We start from the raw sequence: 18,778 nt of genomic DNA, 5'->3' as shown, positions 1-18,778 counted from the left end.
CATCATGAAATCACGCACTCGCGCCTACCCAAGGAACCGTCCCGGGCCACCGCAAGGCCCCTGGAAGCATGGGCAGGTTCCTGTGATCGGGATCATCGGCGAGATGGGTGGTGGCAAGAGCCAGGTGGCCGCGTTCATGGCCGAGCGTGGTGCCTTGGTGCTTGACGCCGATGCCGTGGGCCACTCCCTGCTCACCCAGCGCCCCGTTCGCGAACAGGTGGTCGATCGCTTCGGTACGAGCATCCTCGCCCCGGCGTCGGAAACGGACCCGGAGAGCCCACCGTCGATTGACCGCGGGATCCTGGGCGCGCTCGTCTTCGCGCAACCGGCCCTGCTGGGCGACCTGGAAACCATCCTTCACCCACGGATGCAGGTAACCTTTGAAAAAGCAATCGCCCGCGCTCAGCGGCAGGGCAAGGTGAGCGCCGTCGTACTCGACGCCGCCATCCTGTTCGAGGCCGGTTGGGATTCGCTGTGCGACATCGTGCTCTATGTGGACGCCCCCCGGCCACAGCGGCTCGCCCGCCTCGTGGAAACCCGAGGCTGGACCGAAGAGAAGTTGGCCCTCCGGGAGCGGGCGCAGTCGGCCCCCGAAGAGAAACGGCGGCAAGCCGATCTGGTCCTCGTCAACGATGGCGGTCTCGATCGCCTCAAAGAGGAGGTGAATCGTTTCTGGGACAAGAAGATCGCCTCAGTACACAAACGAGGCGGATCGCCTCGCTCTGACCGCCCAAGCTCGCCTGGGTCTGGTCGCCCCTCGAACCCACGCTCGTCCTCTTCTTCCGATTCCGGCCCGTCGGCCGGCGCCTGACGAAGTTGAGTACGGTTCCTCCCTCTCGTCTGGTCACGGGCGAGCCGGATGACTTCGACCCTTTGGTCTCTCTTTTGCTTTTTACGTGACCGACCTGAAGCCCTGATTTTTTGGACAGATTCGCCTGCCCAAGCTGACCCTCTTCACCCGTGCGGTGGGACGATCTGAAGTCCGCCCCACGGTCGGTTTGGCCCTTCGAGCACAACCGTAGCTCGAGGGCAGGCCGTTGATTTCGTGAGACTGAACGAACGAGGAGATTCGATCGCCATGGCCAACGAGACTCGCCCCCGCCGGGAGTCCTCCAGCACGTCCCGCATTCGTAAGGCCGCTCCCCTTCCTCCCGGGGGCCAGCCCCCCGCTTCGGCGGCCGCCGATGAGAACAACTCGACACCACCGGTCCCCCCCGTCTCCCACTCCGATACGCCCGAAATCACGGGCGCAGGAACAGACTATCGCGAACGGCCCGATCGCGACCGAGACCGGGACCGGGACCGTGAGCCCTATCCTCAGGAACGGCCCGCCGACCGCGAGCCGATCCGCTTCATCCGCCCCGACCGCGAGCGTGACCGAGACCGCGAACCGATTCGCGAGCGGGCGGAACGCGGCGAAGCGGGGCTGCCGGTCCGGGAACGGCTCCGCGACCGCAGCGAACGCGAAGCGACCGGAATTTCACGGGTCCGGGATCACGAGACCAACGTCCCGAGCCGCGATCGGAGCGAACGAGAGATTCCGCCGACGGCCCGAGATCGGGACCGTGACCGAGATCGGGACCGCGACCGCGACTACAGTCCCCCGAGCCGGGTTGAGCGCGAGCCGATCGCGGCCATCGCCGAGGCATTGGTGAATCCCCAGGCGCCCGGCTTCGGACCTGAAGACGACGAAGACGTCTTCGGCGACGTCGCGATCCACGACCGCTATGAGGACATCAAGCGCGGTGAGATCCACCTCACCGAGCTCCAGAAGATGACCATGCCCCAGTTAATCCGGACGGCCAAGTCCGAAGGGGTGGTCGAGTACACCGGTCTGAAAAAGCAGGATCTGATCTTCAAGATCCTCAAAGAGCGGGTCAAGCAGAACGGCCTGATGTTCGGCGAGGGAACCCTCGAAGTTCTCCCCGACGGCTTCGGGTTCCTGCGGAGCCCGGACTACAACTACCTCCCCTGCCCCGACGATATCTATGTTTCGCCGAGCCAGATTCGCCGCTTCGGCCTGAAGACAGGCGCGATCGTCGCCGGCCAGATCCGGCCGCCCAAAGAGAACGAGCGTTATTTCGCCCTCTTGCGGGTCGAGGCAATTAACTACGAAGACCCCGACAAGCTCAGCGAGAAGGTGGGCTTCGACGACCTCACGCCGCTGCACCCGCTCGGGCGCATCCAGCTCGAGACCGGCAGCGATGAGATCAACATGCGGGTCGTCGACATGGTCACGCCGATTGGCAAAGGCCAGCGCGGCCTGATCGTCGCACCGCCGCGGACCGGCAAGACGATGCTGCTCCAGAAGATCGCCAACAGCATCCTGACCAATCACCCCGACGCCTACGTGATGGTCTTGCTGATCGACGAACGGCCTGAAGAAGTGACAGACATGGAGCGTTCGGTCAAAGGGCCGACCGCCGAAGTCATCAGCTCGACGTTCGATGAGCCCGCCTCGCGGCACATTCAGGTGGCCGAGATGGTCATCGAGAAAGCCAAGCGGATGGTGGAGTACGGCCGCGACGTGGTGATCTTGCTCGACTCGATCACCCGGCTCGCCCGTGCTTACAACACCGAGGCCCCGCACTCGGGCAAGATCCTGACCGGCGGTATCGACGCCTCCGCGCTCCAGAAGCCCAAGCGATTCTTCGGGGCCGCCCGCAAGATCGAAGAGGCGGGAAGCCTCACGATCCTGGCCACCGCCCTGGTCGATACCGGCAGCCGGATGGACGACGTCATCTTCGAGGAGTTCAAGGGCACCGGTAATATGGAGCTCCACCTCGACCGCCGCCTGGTCGACAAGCGGGTCTGGCCGGCGATCGACGTCAATCGTTCAGGCACGCGCCGCGAAGAACTGCTGATGGATCCCGAAGAGCTCCGTCGGGTCTGGATCCTCCGCCGCGTTCTCAACGACATGAACCCGGTCGAGGCGATGGAACTGCTGACGGGCCGGATGCGCAAGGCCAAGACGAACGCCGAGTTCCTGATGAGCATGAACCTTTCGTAAGCGATGTGAGCGGCTAGAATGGAAAAGGGAGCCCGGTTCCTCTCCTCCTTATTTTGGGAAACGGGTTCTGGGTTCCCTTTTTTTCACCGCAATTGATGATCGAGCCGACCTAACCTCCAGCACGCCCACTTCCCAATGACAATCTTCGCCGGAGATTTTTCTCCACCCACCGGCCGGTTCGCGATCGTGGTCGCGCGGTTCAACTCCCTGGTGACCGAAGCCCTTCTGGCCGGTTGTCGTGACGGCCTGGTCCGTCACGGCGTCCCGGACGAAAACCTCGACGTCGCCTGGGTCCCCGGTTCATTCGAGATCCCGCTCGTCGCGCGCCGGCTGGCGGAATCCGGCCGTTACGTCGCGGTGATCTGTCTCGGCTGCATCATTCGCGGCGAGACCGGGCACTACGACCACGTGGCCGGCCAGACGTCGTCAGGCATCCTGCAAGCCGGGCTGACGACCGGAATCCCCGTGATTTTCGGCGTTCTGACCACCGAGTCAGTCGAGCAGGCGTTCGACCGCGCGGGCCTGAAAGCAGGAAACAAGGGGGCTGAGGCTGCCCTTTCCGCCATCGAGATGGTTAACTTACTGGGGAAGATTTCCCCGGCCGGTAACCCGTCCCTGCGCCGGGACGACTCGAGCCAGGGCAAGTTGACGTGAACGGAGCCGACGCCCCGGCACCGCCTCTGAGGCAGGAGCAGGCGCGATCGAGGGAGCGATCCCAGATGACGACCCCTTTACTACCCCAAGCCTTCTGGTTCCGGCTGTCCGTACCTTGCCGTCAGGTCTCCGGCCTCCCGAAGACCGGTGCCAAGGGGGGACTTCTTGGGCTCGACGCGAGTTGTTCCCTGCCGGAAATCTCAACGCTTGACAACAAGCCGTCCTGGGCCGACGTCCGGATCGCTTGGAACCCGGGCGGACTGGCCATCCAGGTCGAAACCGCAAAATCGACCGCCCCCTCCCCCATCGCCACAGGCGAAGAGGCAGAGGGGATGCATGGTCTACAAGTCTGGATTGATACACGAGACACGCGGAACGTGAGCCGAGCCACCCGGTTTTGCCATCGCTTCAGCGTCCGGCTCGTCCGGGGCAATGCTCGGTCGGCCCTTGGCGTTGAGGTTACGCAGCGGCCGATCGCTCGCGCGGTCGCCGATGCCCCAATCTGCCGGCCCGAAATCCTCTCTGCCCGTGCCGAGCGCCTGAAACAAGGGTGGCGGATCGAGTTGTTCCTCCCCGCCGAAGCACTCCAGGGCTTCGACCCCGAAACCAACCGACGGCTCGGCTTCGCTTATCAGGTGACTGACCACGACCGCGAGGACCAGTTCCTCGGGGTCGGTCGCGAGTTCCCCGTGGGCGAAAACCCGAGCCTCTGGACGACGTTGGAATTGCGTGATTAGGCCTTCCTTCGGGCCGTCTCATTTTGCACGATGGACTCTCTCATGGCCGACACGAACTTTCGGAATTCCAATACGAAGATCGACGACGCCCTCGACGCGGCGCTCGACGCCTCCAAGCAGGGAGCCCCCCAGCGGCCTGCCAACGAAGTCCCGCTCAAGCGGCAATGGGACGCCGAGCTCGAGGCCGAACTGGAAGCCGCGCTCGAAGGCTTCGACGCGTCGAAATTCGACGTCGCCACGCCTCGATCCCAGGCGGCCGGCGAACGCAAGAAATTGGCCGGCGGCGAGCGCGGTCAGGAGAGCCGATCCGGCCCCCAGACCGGTAAAGTCATCGCCATCCGCGGCAAGAGCATCTTCGTCGACCTGGGCGCCAAGAGCGAAGGGGTCTTGCCCGTCGACCAGTTCGAGGACGCCTTGCCCCAACCGGGTGAAATGATCGAGGTGGTCGTCGACCACTTCGACACCGATGAAGGCTTGCTGATTCTTTCGAGAAAAGGCGCGGCCGTCGAGGCCAACTGGGAAAACCTGCGCAAGGGCCTGATCGTCGAAGCCCGGGTCACCAAGACCAACAAAGGGGGACTCGACGTCGAGGTCGACGGCATCCGCGGCTTCCTGCCGATCGGCCAGATCAGCATCAACCGCGTCGAGGATGCGTCGGTCTACATCAACCAGAAGCTCCGCGTCGTCGTCACCGAGGCCAACCAGCGCGAGAAGAATCTGGTCGTCTCCTGCCGCGAGCTCCTCGAGCGGGAACGCGAAGAGCAGCGGGAAAAGACCTGGGCCGTGCTCGAAGAAGGGCAAGTCCGCCACGGGGTCATCCGCTCGGTCAAAGACTTCGGCGCGTTCGTCGACATCGGCGGTGTCGACGGCCTGCTCCACGTCGGCGAGATGAGCTGGAGCCGAATCTCCAACGCAGGCGAATTCGTCAAGGTCGGCCAGGAGGTTGAGGTCAAGATCCTCAAGCTCGACCGCCAGACGAAGAAGGTGAGCCTCGGCCTCAAGCAGCTCACGCCCAGCCCCTGGGACCGAATTGGAGAAACCTACTCACGCGGCATGGTGGTCACGGGTCGAGTGACCCGGCTGATGGACTTCGGCGCGTTCGTCGAGCTCGAGCCCGGCATCGAAGGCCTGATCCACATCACCGAGCTTTCCCCGAGCCGGGTCCGCCGCGTGACGGACATCGTCAAGCCCGAGCAAGAGGTCGAGGTCCGCATCCTCAAGATTGAGGCCGAGGCCAAGAAGATCGCGCTCTCCCTTCGCCCGCTCCCGACCGTCACGCCGGTCGTGGAAGTAGCGGAGGAGGAAGAAGACGAGGCACCTGCCACCCCGAAGCCGGCTCGCAAAATCCCCCTCAAGGGAGGGAAGAGCGGCCCGGGCACCGGCGAAGGCGGTCTCTTCTCCTTGAGCCCGAAAGAGTAAACGGCAGCCAATAACAAGGCCGAACGACGCAAGCCACGCCACCGGCTCTGCGTCGTCCGGTCTTGTTTCCAATGAGATTCAAAAAAACAAGAATGCGGGCGGGCCGCCTACGGCTCCGAATCGACTCCCGGGGCCGTTTCAAGGCCATGATGGTTTCGGAGAGATCTTCTACAACCAGATCTCTCTGCTCCGCGACGCACCGATGAAGGGATCCGGCACAAAAAAAGCCGATCTTTTTATTGATGCGTGCCTGTTGAGTGGCGAGACGAGCATGCGCCCGCGCCATCCGCCGGCGCGGGCCCTGACCCTTCGCATTCCGGAGACGCATCGAGATGAGACGACTGACCTGGGCCGCTGCTGTGCTGGCCTCGATCGCGACGGCCCTGCCCCTGCATGCTGCCGACACCACCAAGTCGGGGATCGACAAGAGTTTCGTCGACAAGTCCGCCCGCCCGCAGGACGACCTCTATCGCCACGTCAACGGCGTCTGGCTCGACACTGCGCAGATCCCGGCCGACCGACCGCAGGACGGCGCATTCTACAAGCTCCGCGACCAGGCTGAGGCCGACCTCCGTGTCCTGATCGAAGCCGCCGCCAAGGGCGAAGGGGAGCAGACCCCCGAAGCCAAGAAGGTCGGCGACCTGTTCGCCAGCTTCATGGACGAGGCTGCCGTCGACTCCCTGGGTGCCACGCCGATCGCCGAGGACCTGGCCAAGGTCAAGGCCATCGCCGACAAGCCGGCCCTGGTCAAGGCCCTGGCCGAGTTCGGCAAGGCGGGCGTCACCGGCCTGTTCTCGGCGGGGGTCAACACCGACGCCAAGAAGTCCGACCGCTACATCATCTACCTGGGCCAGAGCGGCATCGGCCTGCCCGACGAGTCGTACTATCGCGACCCCAAGTTCCAGGAGAAGCGCGACGCCTACGTCCTCCACGTCGCCCGGATGCTCAAGCTGGCCGGCCTGCCCGACCCTGAGGACTCGGCAAAGACGATCATGGCGCTGGAGACCCGCCTGGCCAAGAGCCACTGGGACCGCGTCAAGAGCCGCGACGACACGCTCACCTACAACAAGAAGGACCTCAAGGCCCTGGTCGAGCTGACCCCGGGCTTCGACTGGCCCGCGTTTTTCGACGGCATCGGAGCGAAGGGTGTTGAGGAGGTCGTGGTCGCCCAGCCCGACTACTTCACCGCGTTCGCCAAGGACCTCGACGAAATCCCGCTCGCCGACTGGAAGACCTGGCTCGCCTGGAACGTGGTCCACCACTACGCCCCGATGCTGAGCAAACCGTTCGTCGACGAGAGCTTCGACTTCTACGGCAAGACCCTGACCGGCACGACCGAGAACCGGCCCCGATGGAAGCGCGGGGTGGCGACCGTCGAGGGGATGCTCGGCGAGGCGATCGGCAAGATCTACGTCGCCAAGCATTTCCCCCCCGCCGCCAAGGCGCGGATGAAGCAGCTCGTCGCCAACCTGATCGAGGCGTACCGCCGCGACTTCGAGTCACTCGACTGGATGGGCCCCGAGACCAAGAAGAAGGCGATCGAGAAGCTCGCCAAGTTCACCCCCAAGATCGGCTACCCCGACGAGTGGCGCGACTATTCCAAGCTGGAAATCCGCCGTGACGACCTGATCGGCAACGTCCGCCGCTCGGCCGCGTTCGAGACGGAGCGCGAGCTGGCGAAGCTCTCGAAACCGGTTGACCGCAACGAGTGGTTCATGACCCCGCAGACGGTCAATGCCTACTACAACCCGGGGATGAACGAGATCGTCTTCCCGGCGGCGATCCTCCGCCCCCCGTTCTTCGACATCGACGCCGACGACGCAGTCAACTATGGCGGCATCGGCGCCGTGATCGGACACGAGATCGGTCATGGGTTCGACGACCAGGGGTCGAAGTACGACGGCGAGGGCAACCTCAACGACTGGTGGACCGACGCCGACCGCGCTGAGTTCGACAAGCGGGCCAAGCTCCTGATCGAGCAGTACAACGCCTTCGAGCCCGCCCAGTTGCCCGGCCAGCACGTCAACGGTGCGCTCACGATCGGGGAGAACATCGGCGACCTCGGCGGCCTGACCATCGCCCACAAGGCGTACCGGATCGCCCTGGACGGCAAGCCCGCCCCGACCCTGGACGACCTGACCGGCGACCAGCGCCTGTTCGTCGGCTGGGCGCAGGTCTGGCGCTCGAAGACCCGCGACGCCGAGTTGATCCGCCGCCTGGCCGTCGACCCCCACTCGCCGACCGAGTTCCGCTGCAACGGCGTGATCCGCAACATGCCCGAGTTCTACGAGGCATTCGGCGTCAAGGAAGGGGACAAGCTCTATCTCCCCCCTGACCGCCGCGTCCGGATCTGGTGAGCCAACCCGACCCCCGCCGCGCGCCCGGGATGGACGAAGTTCCATCCCGGGAACAGAAACAAGGGACGCAGCAAGCATGACACGGGCAGGGCAGGCCGAAAAACGAGCCCTCGTCCACCCGCCACGCTCTGGGGCGGCGGCGTCGCGTCAGTCATCGGGGCATCTCCGTGCGGTGCCGGATGGGGATGGACTCACCCATCAAAATCCGCTTAGGAGATGCCCCTCTTCAGCGCGATACAAATGCAAAAGACGGGATGAAGCCTTTCCGAGAACTACGGATTAAAGTGCGAGCCCCGTGGTCTCCGGGTGTCCAAACATCAGGTTGAAGTTCTGGACGGCGACACCAGACGCGCCTTTGATCAGGTTATCGAGGCAGGCGAGAACCACGACCTTGCCACGCACCACACGCACGGTGATATCGCAATAGTTAGTGAATGCCGATTCCTTGGTCGCGGGCAGGTGACTCACGACCCGGACGAATGGGCTTTGCTTGTAGAAGGACCGATAGAGGTCGAGCAGGTCGTGCTCGACGACAGGTCCCCGGGGCGTCGCATAGATCGTGGCGAAGATACCGCGATCCATCGGGACCAGGTGTGGGGTGAAGATGACTTCGACCGGGTCTCCCTGAGCGCAGCCGACGTCGGTGAGGACCTGGTCGATCTCGGGCGTGTGGCGGTGCTTGCCGACGTTGTAGGCGGAAAAGCTCTCGTTGCACTCGGGAAAGTGGGTGGACAACTTCGGCGAACGACCCGCGCCGGAGACTCCGCTCTTGGCGTCGATGACGATCCCGGTCCGCTCGACGAGATTCTCGCGGATCAAAGGGGCCAGCGCCAGGATGCTTGTCGAGGTGTAACAGCCTGGGTTAGCGATCAGACCGGCCGGCGGGATCGACTCGCGATAGAGTTCCGGAAGCCCGTACACGGCCTCTTTCAGGCCGACGGCATCGGTGTGGGTGTGGCCGTACCAATCGGCATAAATCTGCGCATCGGTCAGCCGATAGTCCGCGCTCAGGTCGATGACCCGGACGTTCCGTTCCCGGAGTGACGCGACGACAGCCATGCTCGCCGTGTGCGGCAGCGCCAGAAAGGCCACGCGAGCGCGTTCGGCTAGTCGATCCGCATCGAACGGCTCACAGGCGAGGTCGATCCGGCCCGCCAGGCTCGGGTGCAGCGCATCGACCCGAGGCGAGTCGTCCTGGCGTGAGGTCGCCACGCGGATCTCCGCGCCGGGATGGTTCAAAAGAATACGGATCAGTTCCCGCGACGCGTATCCCGAAGCTCCGACAATCGCCACACCCGTCATATTGAGTGACCCCGCGTTTGTTTCGCAAATCGTGAAGTGAGAATATAAACGAAGACGCCACCAACCCAGGCGGTCGCCGAGACGATCAGGCCGAGTCGAACGTCCTGCGCCTCGTAGTCCATCCGCAAAGTCCAGCGGCCTGAGTCGGGTGTTTCCACCCCCTGCCAGCCCACGTCATTCTTCGCAGGGAAGATCGGCCTGATGGGGGCCTCTCTCTCCCCCTCAGGGCCGACCCAGCGGGCACGCCACTGCGGATCGGCCAGTTGCGAGAGAACCACGAGCGAAGGTCCGGTAACGTCGAGCGTCACCTTGACCTGTGTCGGGCTCACTCGTTCGACCGGCAACGGAGAGGCGTCACGGAGGGTTGCAAGAACGTGTTCCGTCTGACTCGCGCGGGATTCCAGGATCTCCGCTCTTCGTGCGGTCGTCAAGGGGATCCGCCAAGCTTGGCCCGGCGCGAGTTGGGGGCGTAGCAGGGAAAAGCGAGTCGCACGCGGCCCTTGCTGGGCCACCCAGGCGGCAGAATAGAGCCAGCCGGCAAGCGTCGCATCCTCCACGGTCTCGCGAACCTCCCATCCAGGAAGGTGGGAGGACGAGCTTTGCCACTGAAGGGTCTCAAACGGGTCGAGCACACGCGTCGAGACACCGCAGATCCGCAGGGCTTCGGCAATCGTCGGGTCCCGGCCGGGAAGACCGAGGGGACCGACAGCGACGTGGGTCAGTTCCGCCAAGCAGGGCAGATCGAGCGTGCGGTACGCGAGGATCGGCGCCACGCCTGCGACCATCGGCATGTTGCGCAACGAGTCGGCCGTTCGACTCCCCGGCCGTTCCGCCGCAAGGCGGGCGAGCACAGGACTCTGTTCCACCAGCGGTCGAATCGGCCCCAGGTCCGTCAAGCGATGCCGCCCCGCAAGGCAAAGATCAAGCCCCGTCAAACCGACCAGTGCAGCCGCGAATAACCGGGTCCGCCCCGCGAACGGTGCGATCACCAACAGTACAAGCAGCAAGATCGAAGACATTCCCAGTTCCTGGCGATAGATCGAAAACCGCTGTTTCTCGAACGTCCGATCCGTCGCGCTGCGCCAGGGTCGGTTCTGCCGCGCCAACGCCGACTGGATCCGAAGATCGTCCTGCGGCGTCCGGGCAAGCCTCCTTAGAGTTTCCAGGGATGAGGAATTCGCCTCGGGCCGGCGATTCGGATCGTCATCCCCCTCTCCCGCAAAGACACGGGCCACGGAGAATGAGTTCAGGGTCCGACTGACGATCGCCGCGATCCCCGACCCGCCTTGCGGTTGCGAACTCACCAGCGCCAGTTCCAGCACCAGCAAGATCAACAAGGGGACCACTACAGCCATGCCGACAAACCCGGCGAGAGAAATTCGGGTACGACGCCACACTTGCCAGGCATCAAAACCTTTTCCCGCCAGCAGCGAGAGTGCCAGCCCGGTCGCCAGCGACCAACGGGCCGACGCCCGAAAGAACGAGAAGCCGGGGAGCCGGATCAGAAGCCGAAATCCAGGCACATAAGGCCCAAAGCTCAAGAGAACCGTCACGAGAACCAGTAAGGCCAGGGCCCTGGCTGCCGGGTCGCGGCGAAAACCTCGGAAGATTGCCACGAAAGCGAGATAGAGCGGGACAAGGCCGATGTAGCCGAGATACTCCTCCGGCGACGTATGAAACGGATCCCAGGCAAGCGGACGCCAGAGCGGAGAGCGATGAAAGAGCCCCGGCGCCACATAACTCACCAGATGAAGGGGCGTCGCGGAAAACCCGGAGAGGTAGTCGAAGTCGCGCGCGGACGCGGCGAGATGGGCCAGGCGGGCGGTCGGAACCACCTGGAGCGCCGCCAGAGGGACAACCGCCAGCATCGCCAAGCCGACCCTAAGAGGCCCCTGCCAGGCCCGCCGGCCTCGGGAAACGCCGGCCAGCGCCAGCAGGAGCACACCAACCTCCGTGTAGAAGGCCAGTTGGAAATGGCCGGGAAGAATCTGCAGGGTCAGGACGATGGCCAGGAGGAAGGGAGTACGCCAGGTCCCTTCATTACGAACGATGAGCCAGGCAAGCCCCCACGCCCAGGGCATCCACGAACCTACCGTGTACCCCCACTGGTGCGGCAGATGGATGAGGAAGAACCCGGAAGCACTCCAGGCGAAGCCGGCGAGAGCAGACCCCACGGGCGACGCGCCGAACCGGCGTGCAGCCCAGTACGTTCCCAGACCTCCAAAAATCGTGTGAAAAAGCAGGCTCGCGGTATATGCCACCTCCAGCGGGAGCAGGCCGTAAAACACCCAGTGAGGCGGGTAATAGACCCCCATCTGGCTCTCGGCCAGGCCAGGAAAACCGTACCCCCAATGGTCGTTCCAGACCGGGAGCCGGGCGGAGCGGAGCGAGTCGCGAAGCACGGCCATCAGCCCGAGCGAAAACTGGGTAACGTCGCCCCCGACCGGCATCTCTCCCCCGAACCCAATTGGCCAGAGCCAGGCGACGAGCCCGAGACAGAGCAAGCTGACGGCGATCGTCGTGGTACGTCCTGTTTCCGACAGTCGAAACTTCACTCGGCGCTCCCGGATAACGTCATGAGGAGAACGATTGACACGAATCGGGGCATCCTTGTAGTCGTTTTCTCTCAAACCTGAAGGAAAAACTTACAATCAAGACCGACAATCTTACATAGACAACCCTCGGAAGGGCGACCTCACGATCCTTTACAAAGATTCAACCAACGATTCAGCAAAGACTTGCGACTTTCACCCATTCTTTCAATCGGCAAAATCGTCAAACCTGGCATGACAGGTGCTTTGAAGTCTCTCTCGTTGTGGCCAGTCAACTTCGGCTTTTCCGGTTCTGAATATCCTCAAGGAGGAGTGAGCCATGTTGGTACTGAGCAGGAAGCTCGGTCAACGGGTCAAGGTGGGGCAGGACGTCCGGATCACGATCGTGAAGATCGATCGCAACTCGGTCCGGATCGGCATCGAAGCCCCCAACGACGTGACGGTCTATCGCGAGGAAATCGTCCCGCTCGACCTTGATCTTGCATTCGACCTCGATCTTGACTTTGAAGGGAATCAAGAGTCGGAGAACGAGCCCTCGCTGAACGCAGACGTGGCCTGACGCCAAGCAAAAAAAGGCCGGCGCACTCTTCCTACGCCGTTCCACACTGCATCCGCGTCACTCCACCTCGACTCTCTAATGTCCCTTCCGAATGGTGCGGTACTGGCCCGTCGATCCCGAGATGGGGTCGAGATGGTTGGAGTCCCCGTGTCGTTTCCGGTATCGTGTGAATCGTAAGACTCACATGAGATCGAGATTCACAAAGACCGAGCGGACGAGCCGATGCGGGTCGTGGTAGCCCCCGACAAGTTTAAAGGAAGCCTGTCGGCCCTCGCGGCCGCCCGAGCGATAGCTCGTGGGATCGCGAAGGCATGCCCTCAGGCGTCGATCGACCCTGTCCCCATGGCCGACGGCGGCGAAGGAACCGTCGATGCCCTTGTGGAGGCAACCGGCGGGTCGTTTTGTGAGGCCGTTGTCACGGGCCCCTTGGGTACTCCCGTCACGGCACGCTTCGGATTACTCGGCGATGGCACCACAGCCGTCGTTGAGATGGCGTCGGCTTCGGGCCTGGTTCTCCTCACTCGCGAGTCGCGCGACCCGTTGCGAAGTTCGACGCGAGGGACCGGCGAGTTGATTCTCGCTGCTGTCGCCGCCGGCGCTCGTCGAATCATTGTGGGCATCGGCGGTAGTGCAACCAATGACGGTGGTGCAGGGCTCGCCCAAGCCATCGGTTTTCGCCTGCTTGATGCAGCAGGTCGCGAGATTGAACCTGGTGGTGGTGGACTGGACCGCCTCGAGCGGATCGATCCAAGCACGCGCAATCGAACGCTCGACGACGTCGAGATCGCGGTGGCCTGCGACGTCGACAATCCCCTCTGTGGCCCTCACGGTGCCTCTGCGGTCTACGGCCCTCAGAAAGGGGCCGACGCAGCCATGGTTTCGATCTTGGATCGAAATCTCGACCACTTTGCCCAAGTCATCGAACGCGACTTGCAATGCACGATCCGCGACCTCCCCGGCGCGGGTGCAGCCGGCGGTCTGGGGGGAGGTCTCGTTGCCTTCGCGGCAGGGAAACTGGAGCCGGGGATCACGCTCGTGATTCGCGCGGTCGGACTGGAAAGCCGGCTCAAAGAGGCCGACCTCTGCCTGACCGGCGAGGGGGCGATTGACGCCTCGAGCGCTTTCGGTAAAACGGCGGTCGGCGTGGCTCGCCTAGCCCGTTCGCTCGGCTGCCCGACGATTGCCCTGGCGGGCTCGATCGGGCCGGGAGCCGAGGCGGTCCTCGATCAGGGCATCGACGCCTACTTCAGCCTCTGCCCTGCCCCGATCGCGCTCGACGACGCGATCGCCCAGGGCGAACCCCTCCTCGAGCGGGCCGCCGAACAGGCGATGCGGGCGTTCCTCGCCGGGCGGAGACGGCCCCTGTGACTGCTCCACTCAACCCCAGGCCGCCGACCGGGGAATTCTCCCTGATCGACTGGATCCGACGCCAGGCAAAGGCCGGCCAGAGCACGGTACTCGGCATCGGTGACGATTGCGCCATCGTCCGCCCTTCGCCTGACTCGGACTGGTTGGTCACGACCGACATGCTGATGGACGGGCGACACTTTCGCCTGGACCAGGACGGGCCGGAGGCCGTTGGCTTCAAGGCGCTCGGGGTCAACCTGTCAGACATCGCGGCGATGGCCGGAGTCCCGGTCGCGGCCGTCGTGGCGGTCGCCTTACCCAAGGCCCACGCAGTTGCGCTCGCGCAGGGGATCCACGCCGGAATGGCTCCCCTGGCCGAACGTTTTGGAGTCGATCTCGTCGGCGGAGACACGAACGCCTGGGACGGCCCGCTCGTGATCAGCATCACGGTTCTCGGTGAGACCACTGCGAGAGGCCCGGTACGGCGCTCTGGAGCCGTCCCGGGGGACGCGATCCTGGTCACCGGACCACTCGGCGGCAGCCTCAAGTCGGGAAGGCACCTCCGACCTCAGCCCAGGCTCCTCGAAGCGTTGGCCCTCCATCAGGCCGCCCCTTTGCACGCGATGATCGATATCTCCGACGGCCTTGCGTCGGACCTTGGGCACATCCTCGAGGAGAGTGGCGGCCTGGGAGCGATCCTCGACGCCGACGCGATCCCGATCCATCCTGATGCGGCCAGCCTGAGCGACAGCGATGCACGCTCGCCGCTCGACCATGCCCTCAACGACGGCGAGGACTTCGAGCTCTGCGTCGTGGTCGCCCCCGACGACGCCTCACGACTCATCGCGACTCCTCCCCGCCCGGCCGTCGTCCACCGCATCGGTCAAGTCCAGGGTGAACCGGGACTCTGGCTGCGCACTCGCGACGGCCAGCTCATCGCGATTCATGCCCGGGGGTTCGACCACCTTCATCAGTAATTGAAAATTCGATTGGCTGATCGAGCCGAATTCTCTTTTTCCCTTGTGATCGTTTCCATGCAAAGCGTACGCACCGCCAACGGCTTGACAATCGAGCTCGCCTCCGAGCAGGATACCGAACAGCTCGGCCGCGCCCTGGCGGGGGTGGTCGCGCCCGGAGTTGTCATCGGCTTGGTCGGCCCCCTCGGCGCAGGCAAAACACGGCTGACGCGAGCGCTGGCCGAGGCGCTCGACGTCGATCCATCAAGCATTGCCAGCCCGACCTTCGTCCTCATCCACGAATATGAAGGGCGAATCCCGGTCTATCACTTCGATGCATACCGACTGCCGAGCGCCGACGATTTCGAAAGCTTGGGAGCTTCCGATTACTTCACGGGGGACGGGGTCTGCCTGATTGAGTGGGCCAATCTCGTGGTCGATCGGCTCCCCCTCGATGTCTGGATGATCCAGATCGAGCCGACCGGATTAGAGCAGCGGACCATTTATATCTCTGTTCCAAATAACTCAAAAATCATCGATCAGTTAGCAGAACGTCTTACTCAGGTTTGACGCCCCCATTCCGGAAACCTAGAGTCATTTAAGGCCGACAAGCTGCGAGGACTCGGAGTTTTCCCAAAAGTGAGCGAAACCCTCCTGAACTACCCTCCTGCCCTGGTTGCAAAACCAAGGATTCCATTCCGCCCCCACCCCCCCGCGGATTTCGAGGAAGCTGGGCTCTTTCACGCCCAGGTGGAGAGTCTGGTCCTCAAGTTCCTCCTGAGCCACGGCATCGCCTCCGGCCGACGAACGGCCGACGAGCTCGGCCTCCCCTTCGGCCCGTTCCCGGAGTTCCTCCGACGGCTCAAGAATCAGCAGATCGTCTCGTACACCGACTCGGCGAGCGCCAATGACTTCTTGTACTCGTTGACCGACGTCGGACGGGCCCGTGCCCAACTTTACTTCAACGAATGCTCCTACGTAGGCACAGCTCCCGTCCCCTTCGATGACTACGTGAAATCGGTCGCCGCACAGTCGATCACCTTCGAACATCCCAAGAAGGAGGATCTGCGTCGCGCCTTCGCCGACCTCCTGATTTCCGAGGAGATGTTCGAGGTGCTCGGTCCCGCAATCAACTCCGGGCGCGGGTTATTCCTTTACGGATACCCCGGCAACGGCAAAACGAGCATCGCGGAACGGATCACGCGCTGCTTCGGTTCGACCATCTGGATTCCCAAGGTCATTGAGGCGAGCGGCCAACTGATCAAGCTGTTCGACCTCTCAGCCCACGAACCGGTCGAAGCCCATCGCTCCAGCCTGCTCCGCGCCGACGATTTCGACCACCGCTGGATCGAGATCAGGCGCCCGACGCTGATTGCCGGCGGCGAGCTCCGCATGGAAGACCTCGAGATCCACTTCGATCCGGTCACCAAGGTGAGCGAAGCTCCCCTCCAGCTCAAGAGTAACAACGGAACCCTCTTGATCGACGACTTCGGCCGCCAGCGGATCGCCCCCATCGAACTCTTGAACCGGTGGACCGTCCCGCTCGAAAAGCGTTACGACTTTCTGTCCCTCTACAACGGAAAACAGATCCGCGTCCCGTTCGATCAGCTCATCCTCTTCTCGACGAACCTCGAACCGAGGCAACTCGTGGATGAGTCCTTCATGAGGCGAATTCCCTACAAGATTTTCGCCCAGGACCCCGACGAGGCCACGTTCCGCGAGCTCTTCGCCATGTTCGCGGCCAAGCTCGGTTTCCTCGAAGTCGATGAGGCGGCCCTCGACCACCTGATCAATCGGCACTATCGAAAAGCGGACCGCCCGTTCCGCGCCTGCCAGCCCCGCGACCTCCTGCTCCAGGTGCGCAACTATTGCGTCTACAACGACCTACCGCTCGAAATGAAGCCGCACTATTTCGATTTCGCGGCCAACAACTATTTCACGGTGATGTGAGCCTCGCCCTTCTTGACGCCGAGCAACTCCTCCTCGACCTCGGGCGGGAAACATTCGGTCAGCTTGTGCTGATTCTCCTCCGCCACCTTGCGATATCGGCCCGATAATGCGTCGAGCTGCTGATCTGTCAATGTTTCGATATTGACGAGCTCGTTTCTGGCATGATTCACGCCCATGATCAGCTCGTCGAGCTTCAAGTGGATCGCTTTCGACTCGCGATTCTGGGCCCCTTGGATCAGGAAGACCATCAAAAAGGTCACGATCGTCGTGCCTGTATTGATGACGAGCTGCCAGTTTTCGGAATAATGGAAGAAAGGGCCCGAGACAGCCCATACAATGACTGTCCCAACTGCGGTCAGGAAGGCCCACCTGCCCCCGGTAATCCGGATCGTCCAGCCCGACACGCGTGTAAAGAGGTCGCGGCGGGTCTCCGGAACCGGCGTCTTGGTCACAGCCACAGCCACAGCCACAGCCACTCGCCCCTCGCGGTGTCTCATCACCTCGACCTCACAGCTCTAAAAAAACCGATGATTGAGTGATGCGGGGGGGATAAAATCAACTCAAGCAAATTGGATACCAAATGGAAGTCGACTCGCCTCCCTTTGACGTGGACGCGGTCATTCTCGGGGCCGGGGCTGCCGGCCTGATTGCCGCCATTCGTGCGGCAGAACTGGATCGCCGGGTCCTTTTGCTCGAGAAGACTCGCCGCCCTGGTGTGAAGATCCTGATGTCGGGAGGCACGCGCTGTAACATCACGAATGCCCGTGGTCTGCGAAACTTAGGGGTAATCTCCGGGCCGATCGATCCGGCGTATGATCCCCACGAAGCCCGAGGAGCGCAGAGCATTCAGCAGGCCTTCGGAGCGGGGGGACGTTTTCTCGGTCCCGCGCTGCGGGCCTTGAATGTTGAGCGGACGATCGCGCTCTTTGAGAGTGAGGGAGTCGCCACCAAGGTCGAAGGGAACGGGAAGGTTTTCCCCGTCTCCGATCGAGCGGCCGACGTCTTGCACGCCTTGCTTCAACGCCTCGGGCGATCGACGGCGGAGGTGCGCTGTAACAGTCCCGTGCGCGAGGTCGAGCCTTTAGGCGAGGGATTCGCCATCCGGCTTGCGGATTCGACCGTCACCGCGCGCCGGGTGATCCTGGCGGTCGGCGGTCAGTCGTTTCCAGGCTGCGGCACGACCGGCGACGGCTATGCCATCGCGCGTCGCTTCGGCCACACCATCGTCGAACCAAAGCCTGCGCTTGTCCCAATTCGGGTGACAGAGAGCTGGGTCCCGGAGTTGAAAGGGATCACGATTCCCGACGCCCTGGCAAGAATTCAAGGGCCTACCGGACCGGTCCTGCTCGAGCGCAGAGAGGCGGTCCTCTTCGCCCATTTCGGCCTCACCGGGCCAGCCATCCTTGATGTGAGCCGCGCCGTCGCCCGGCATCAAGGCCCCGGCCTTCTCGACCTCGTTCTCGACTTCCTTCCCACTGAGAAACGCGAGACGCTCGATCAACAGTTGCAGTCGGCCTGCCGCGCGGGGCGCCGCCAGGTGGTCGGGCTCTTACCCCCTACGATCCCGCGCCGACTAGCCGAGTCGCTTCTCGCCGCCTCGGGAATTGCGCCCGACCGGATGGGACCCGACCTGTCGCGCGACGAACGGCACCGCCTGCTAACCGGGCTGAAGGCCTTGCGATTACCGGTCGCCGGGACGCTCGGCTTCGCGAAGGCCGAGGTCACCTCCGGTGGCGTCGCCTTGGACGAAGTCGAGGCCGACACCCTTGAAAGCAAGCTCTGTCCCGGGCTTCACTTCGCGGGCGAAGTCCTCGACCTCGACGGCCTGATCGGCGGTTACAACTTTCAGGCAGCCTGGAGCACCGGCTGGCTCGCGGGGAGTTCCGTCTGACAAGCTGGGGATTGGTATCACTTCCCAATACCGAACCTGCCGGC

The 18,778-nt window shown here is 63.4% G+C and carries 15 protein-coding genes; 12 read left to right on the top strand and 3 right to left on the bottom strand.

Going from position 1 to position 18,778, the window contains the following annotated elements; translation table 11 throughout:
• The first annotated feature begins 4 nt into the window (after positions 1 to 4).
• The 6 genes from coaE (at position 5) to SINAC_RS26290 (ending at position 8,177) form a co-directional block, all read left to right on the top strand.
• On the top strand, positions 5 to 811 hold the full coding sequence (gene coaE, locus SINAC_RS26315) for a dephospho-CoA kinase (protein ID WP_015248613.1): 807 nt from the start codon (positions 5 to 7) through the stop codon (positions 809 to 811).
• A 726-nt stretch (positions 812 to 1,537) separates the two neighbouring features.
• The gene (rho, locus tag SINAC_RS26310; RefSeq protein ID WP_390553821.1) at positions 1,538 to 3,010 is read left to right on the top strand and encodes a transcription termination factor Rho; all 1,473 of its coding nucleotides are present in this window, start codon (positions 1,538 to 1,540) and stop codon (positions 3,008 to 3,010) included.
• Between the two features lie 135 nt (positions 3,011 to 3,145).
• On the top strand, positions 3,146 to 3,664 hold the full coding sequence (gene ribH / locus SINAC_RS26305; protein ID WP_015248611.1) for a 6,7-dimethyl-8-ribityllumazine synthase: 519 nt from the start codon (positions 3,146 to 3,148) through the stop codon (positions 3,662 to 3,664).
• A gap of 65 nt (positions 3,665 to 3,729) precedes the next feature.
• The gene (locus tag SINAC_RS26300; protein WP_015248610.1) at positions 3,730 to 4,401 is read left to right on the top strand and encodes a DOMON domain-containing protein; all 672 of its coding nucleotides are present in this window, start codon (positions 3,730 to 3,732) and stop codon (positions 4,399 to 4,401) included.
• Positions 4,402 to 4,443: 42 nt separating this feature from the next.
• Positions 4,444 to 5,820 carry a 30S ribosomal protein S1 gene (locus tag SINAC_RS26295; RefSeq protein WP_015248609.1) on the top strand — a complete coding sequence of 459 codons (1,377 nt, stop codon included), beginning with the start codon at positions 4,444 to 4,446 and terminating at the stop codon, positions 5,818 to 5,820.
• A 332-nt stretch (positions 5,821 to 6,152) separates the two neighbouring features.
• Positions 6,153 to 8,177, top strand: a complete 2,025-nt coding sequence (locus SINAC_RS26290) for a M13 family metallopeptidase (RefSeq protein ID WP_015248608.1) — start codon at positions 6,153 to 6,155, stop codon at positions 8,175 to 8,177.
• A 279-nt stretch (positions 8,178 to 8,456) separates the two neighbouring features.
• Here SINAC_RS26290 and argC read toward each other — a convergent pair whose 3' ends face one another.
• On the bottom strand, positions 8,457 to 9,479 hold the full coding sequence (argC, locus tag SINAC_RS26285) for an N-acetyl-gamma-glutamyl-phosphate reductase (protein WP_015248606.1): 1,023 nt from the start codon (positions 9,477 to 9,479) through the stop codon (positions 8,457 to 8,459).
• Positions 9,476 to 12,034: a hypothetical protein gene (locus tag SINAC_RS26280; RefSeq protein ID WP_015248605.1), complete on the bottom strand. Its 2,559-nt coding sequence runs from the start codon at positions 12,032 to 12,034 to the stop codon at positions 9,476 to 9,478. Before SINAC_RS26280 ends, argC begins: the two co-directional genes overlap by 4 nt.
• A gap of 316 nt (positions 12,035 to 12,350) precedes the next feature.
• Here SINAC_RS26280 and SINAC_RS26275 point away from each other — a divergent pair, with 316 nt between their 5' ends.
• The 5 genes from SINAC_RS26275 (at position 12,351) to SINAC_RS26255 (ending at position 16,843) form a co-directional block, all read left to right on the top strand.
• Positions 12,351 to 12,590, top strand: a complete 240-nt coding sequence (locus SINAC_RS26275; RefSeq protein WP_015248604.1) for a carbon storage regulator — start codon at positions 12,351 to 12,353, stop codon at positions 12,588 to 12,590.
• Between the two features lie 222 nt (positions 12,591 to 12,812).
• Entirely contained in the window at positions 12,813 to 13,958 is a 1,146-nt protein-coding gene (locus SINAC_RS26270) for a glycerate kinase (RefSeq protein WP_015248603.1), read from the top strand.
• Complete coding sequence (gene thiL / locus SINAC_RS26265; RefSeq protein WP_015248602.1) at positions 13,955 to 14,914, top strand: thiamine-phosphate kinase; 960 nt, start codon at positions 13,955 to 13,957, stop codon at positions 14,912 to 14,914. The genes SINAC_RS26270 and thiL overlap by 4 nt, the downstream gene beginning before the upstream one ends.
• 12 nt (positions 14,915 to 14,926) lie before the next feature.
• Complete coding sequence (gene tsaE / locus SINAC_RS26260; RefSeq protein WP_237722757.1) at positions 14,927 to 15,463, top strand: tRNA (adenosine(37)-N6)-threonylcarbamoyltransferase complex ATPase subunit type 1 TsaE; 537 nt, start codon at positions 14,927 to 14,929, stop codon at positions 15,461 to 15,463.
• Positions 15,464 to 15,532: 69 nt separating this feature from the next.
• On the top strand, positions 15,533 to 16,843 hold the full coding sequence (locus SINAC_RS26255) for a P-loop NTPase family protein (protein ID WP_015248600.1): 1,311 nt from the start codon (positions 15,533 to 15,535) through the stop codon (positions 16,841 to 16,843).
• Here the strand turns inward: SINAC_RS26255 and SINAC_RS26250 are convergent.
• Positions 16,825 to 17,340: a low affinity iron permease family protein gene (locus SINAC_RS26250; RefSeq protein ID WP_015248599.1), complete on the bottom strand. Its 516-nt coding sequence runs from the start codon at positions 17,338 to 17,340 to the stop codon at positions 16,825 to 16,827. The two genes, SINAC_RS26255 and SINAC_RS26250, sit on opposite strands and share 19 nt — an antisense overlap.
• Positions 17,341 to 17,423: 83 nt before the next feature.
• Between SINAC_RS26250 and SINAC_RS26245 the strand changes: the two genes are divergently transcribed.
• Positions 17,424 to 18,734, top strand: coding sequence for a BaiN/RdsA family NAD(P)/FAD-dependent oxidoreductase (locus tag SINAC_RS26245; RefSeq protein ID WP_015248598.1), 1,311 nt, complete (start codon positions 17,424 to 17,426; stop codon positions 18,732 to 18,734).
• Positions 18,735 to 18,778: the final 44 nt, after the last annotated feature.

This window comes from Singulisphaera acidiphila DSM 18658, from assembly GCF_000242455.2.
Lineage (GTDB): Bacteria > Planctomycetota > Planctomycetia > Isosphaerales > Isosphaeraceae > Singulisphaera > Singulisphaera acidiphila.
The sequence above is the reverse complement of the archived record's forward strand: the minus strand, read 5'-3'. Positions and strand labels throughout refer to the sequence as shown.

Bases quoted from the DNA above. Each gene is read 5' to 3' on its own strand.
- coaE (WP_015248613.1), top strand. From the start codon at position 5: ATGAAATCACGCACTCGCGCCTACCCAAGGAACCGTCCCGGGCCACCG.
- ribH (WP_015248611.1), top strand. From the start codon at position 3,146: ATGACAATCTTCGCCGGAGATTTTTCTCCACCCACCGGCCGGTTCGCG.
- SINAC_RS26300 (WP_015248610.1), top strand. From the start codon at position 3,730: ATGACGACCCCTTTACTACCCCAAGCCTTCTGGTTCCGGCTGTCCGTA.
- SINAC_RS26295 (WP_015248609.1), top strand. From the start codon at position 4,444: ATGGCCGACACGAACTTTCGGAATTCCAATACGAAGATCGACGACGCC.
- SINAC_RS26290 (WP_015248608.1), top strand. From the start codon at position 6,153: ATGAGACGACTGACCTGGGCCGCTGCTGTGCTGGCCTCGATCGCGACG.
- argC (WP_015248606.1), bottom strand. From the start codon at position 9,479: ATGACGGGTGTGGCGATTGTCGGAGCTTCGGGATACGCGTCGCGGGAA.
- SINAC_RS26275 (WP_015248604.1), top strand. From the start codon at position 12,351: ATGTTGGTACTGAGCAGGAAGCTCGGTCAACGGGTCAAGGTGGGGCAG.
- SINAC_RS26270 (WP_015248603.1), top strand. From the start codon at position 12,813: ATGCGGGTCGTGGTAGCCCCCGACAAGTTTAAAGGAAGCCTGTCGGCC.
- SINAC_RS26250 (WP_015248599.1), bottom strand. From the start codon at position 17,340: ATGAGACACCGCGAGGGGCGAGTGGCTGTGGCTGTGGCTGTGGCTGTG.
- SINAC_RS26245 (WP_015248598.1), top strand. From the start codon at position 17,424: ATGGAAGTCGACTCGCCTCCCTTTGACGTGGACGCGGTCATTCTCGGG.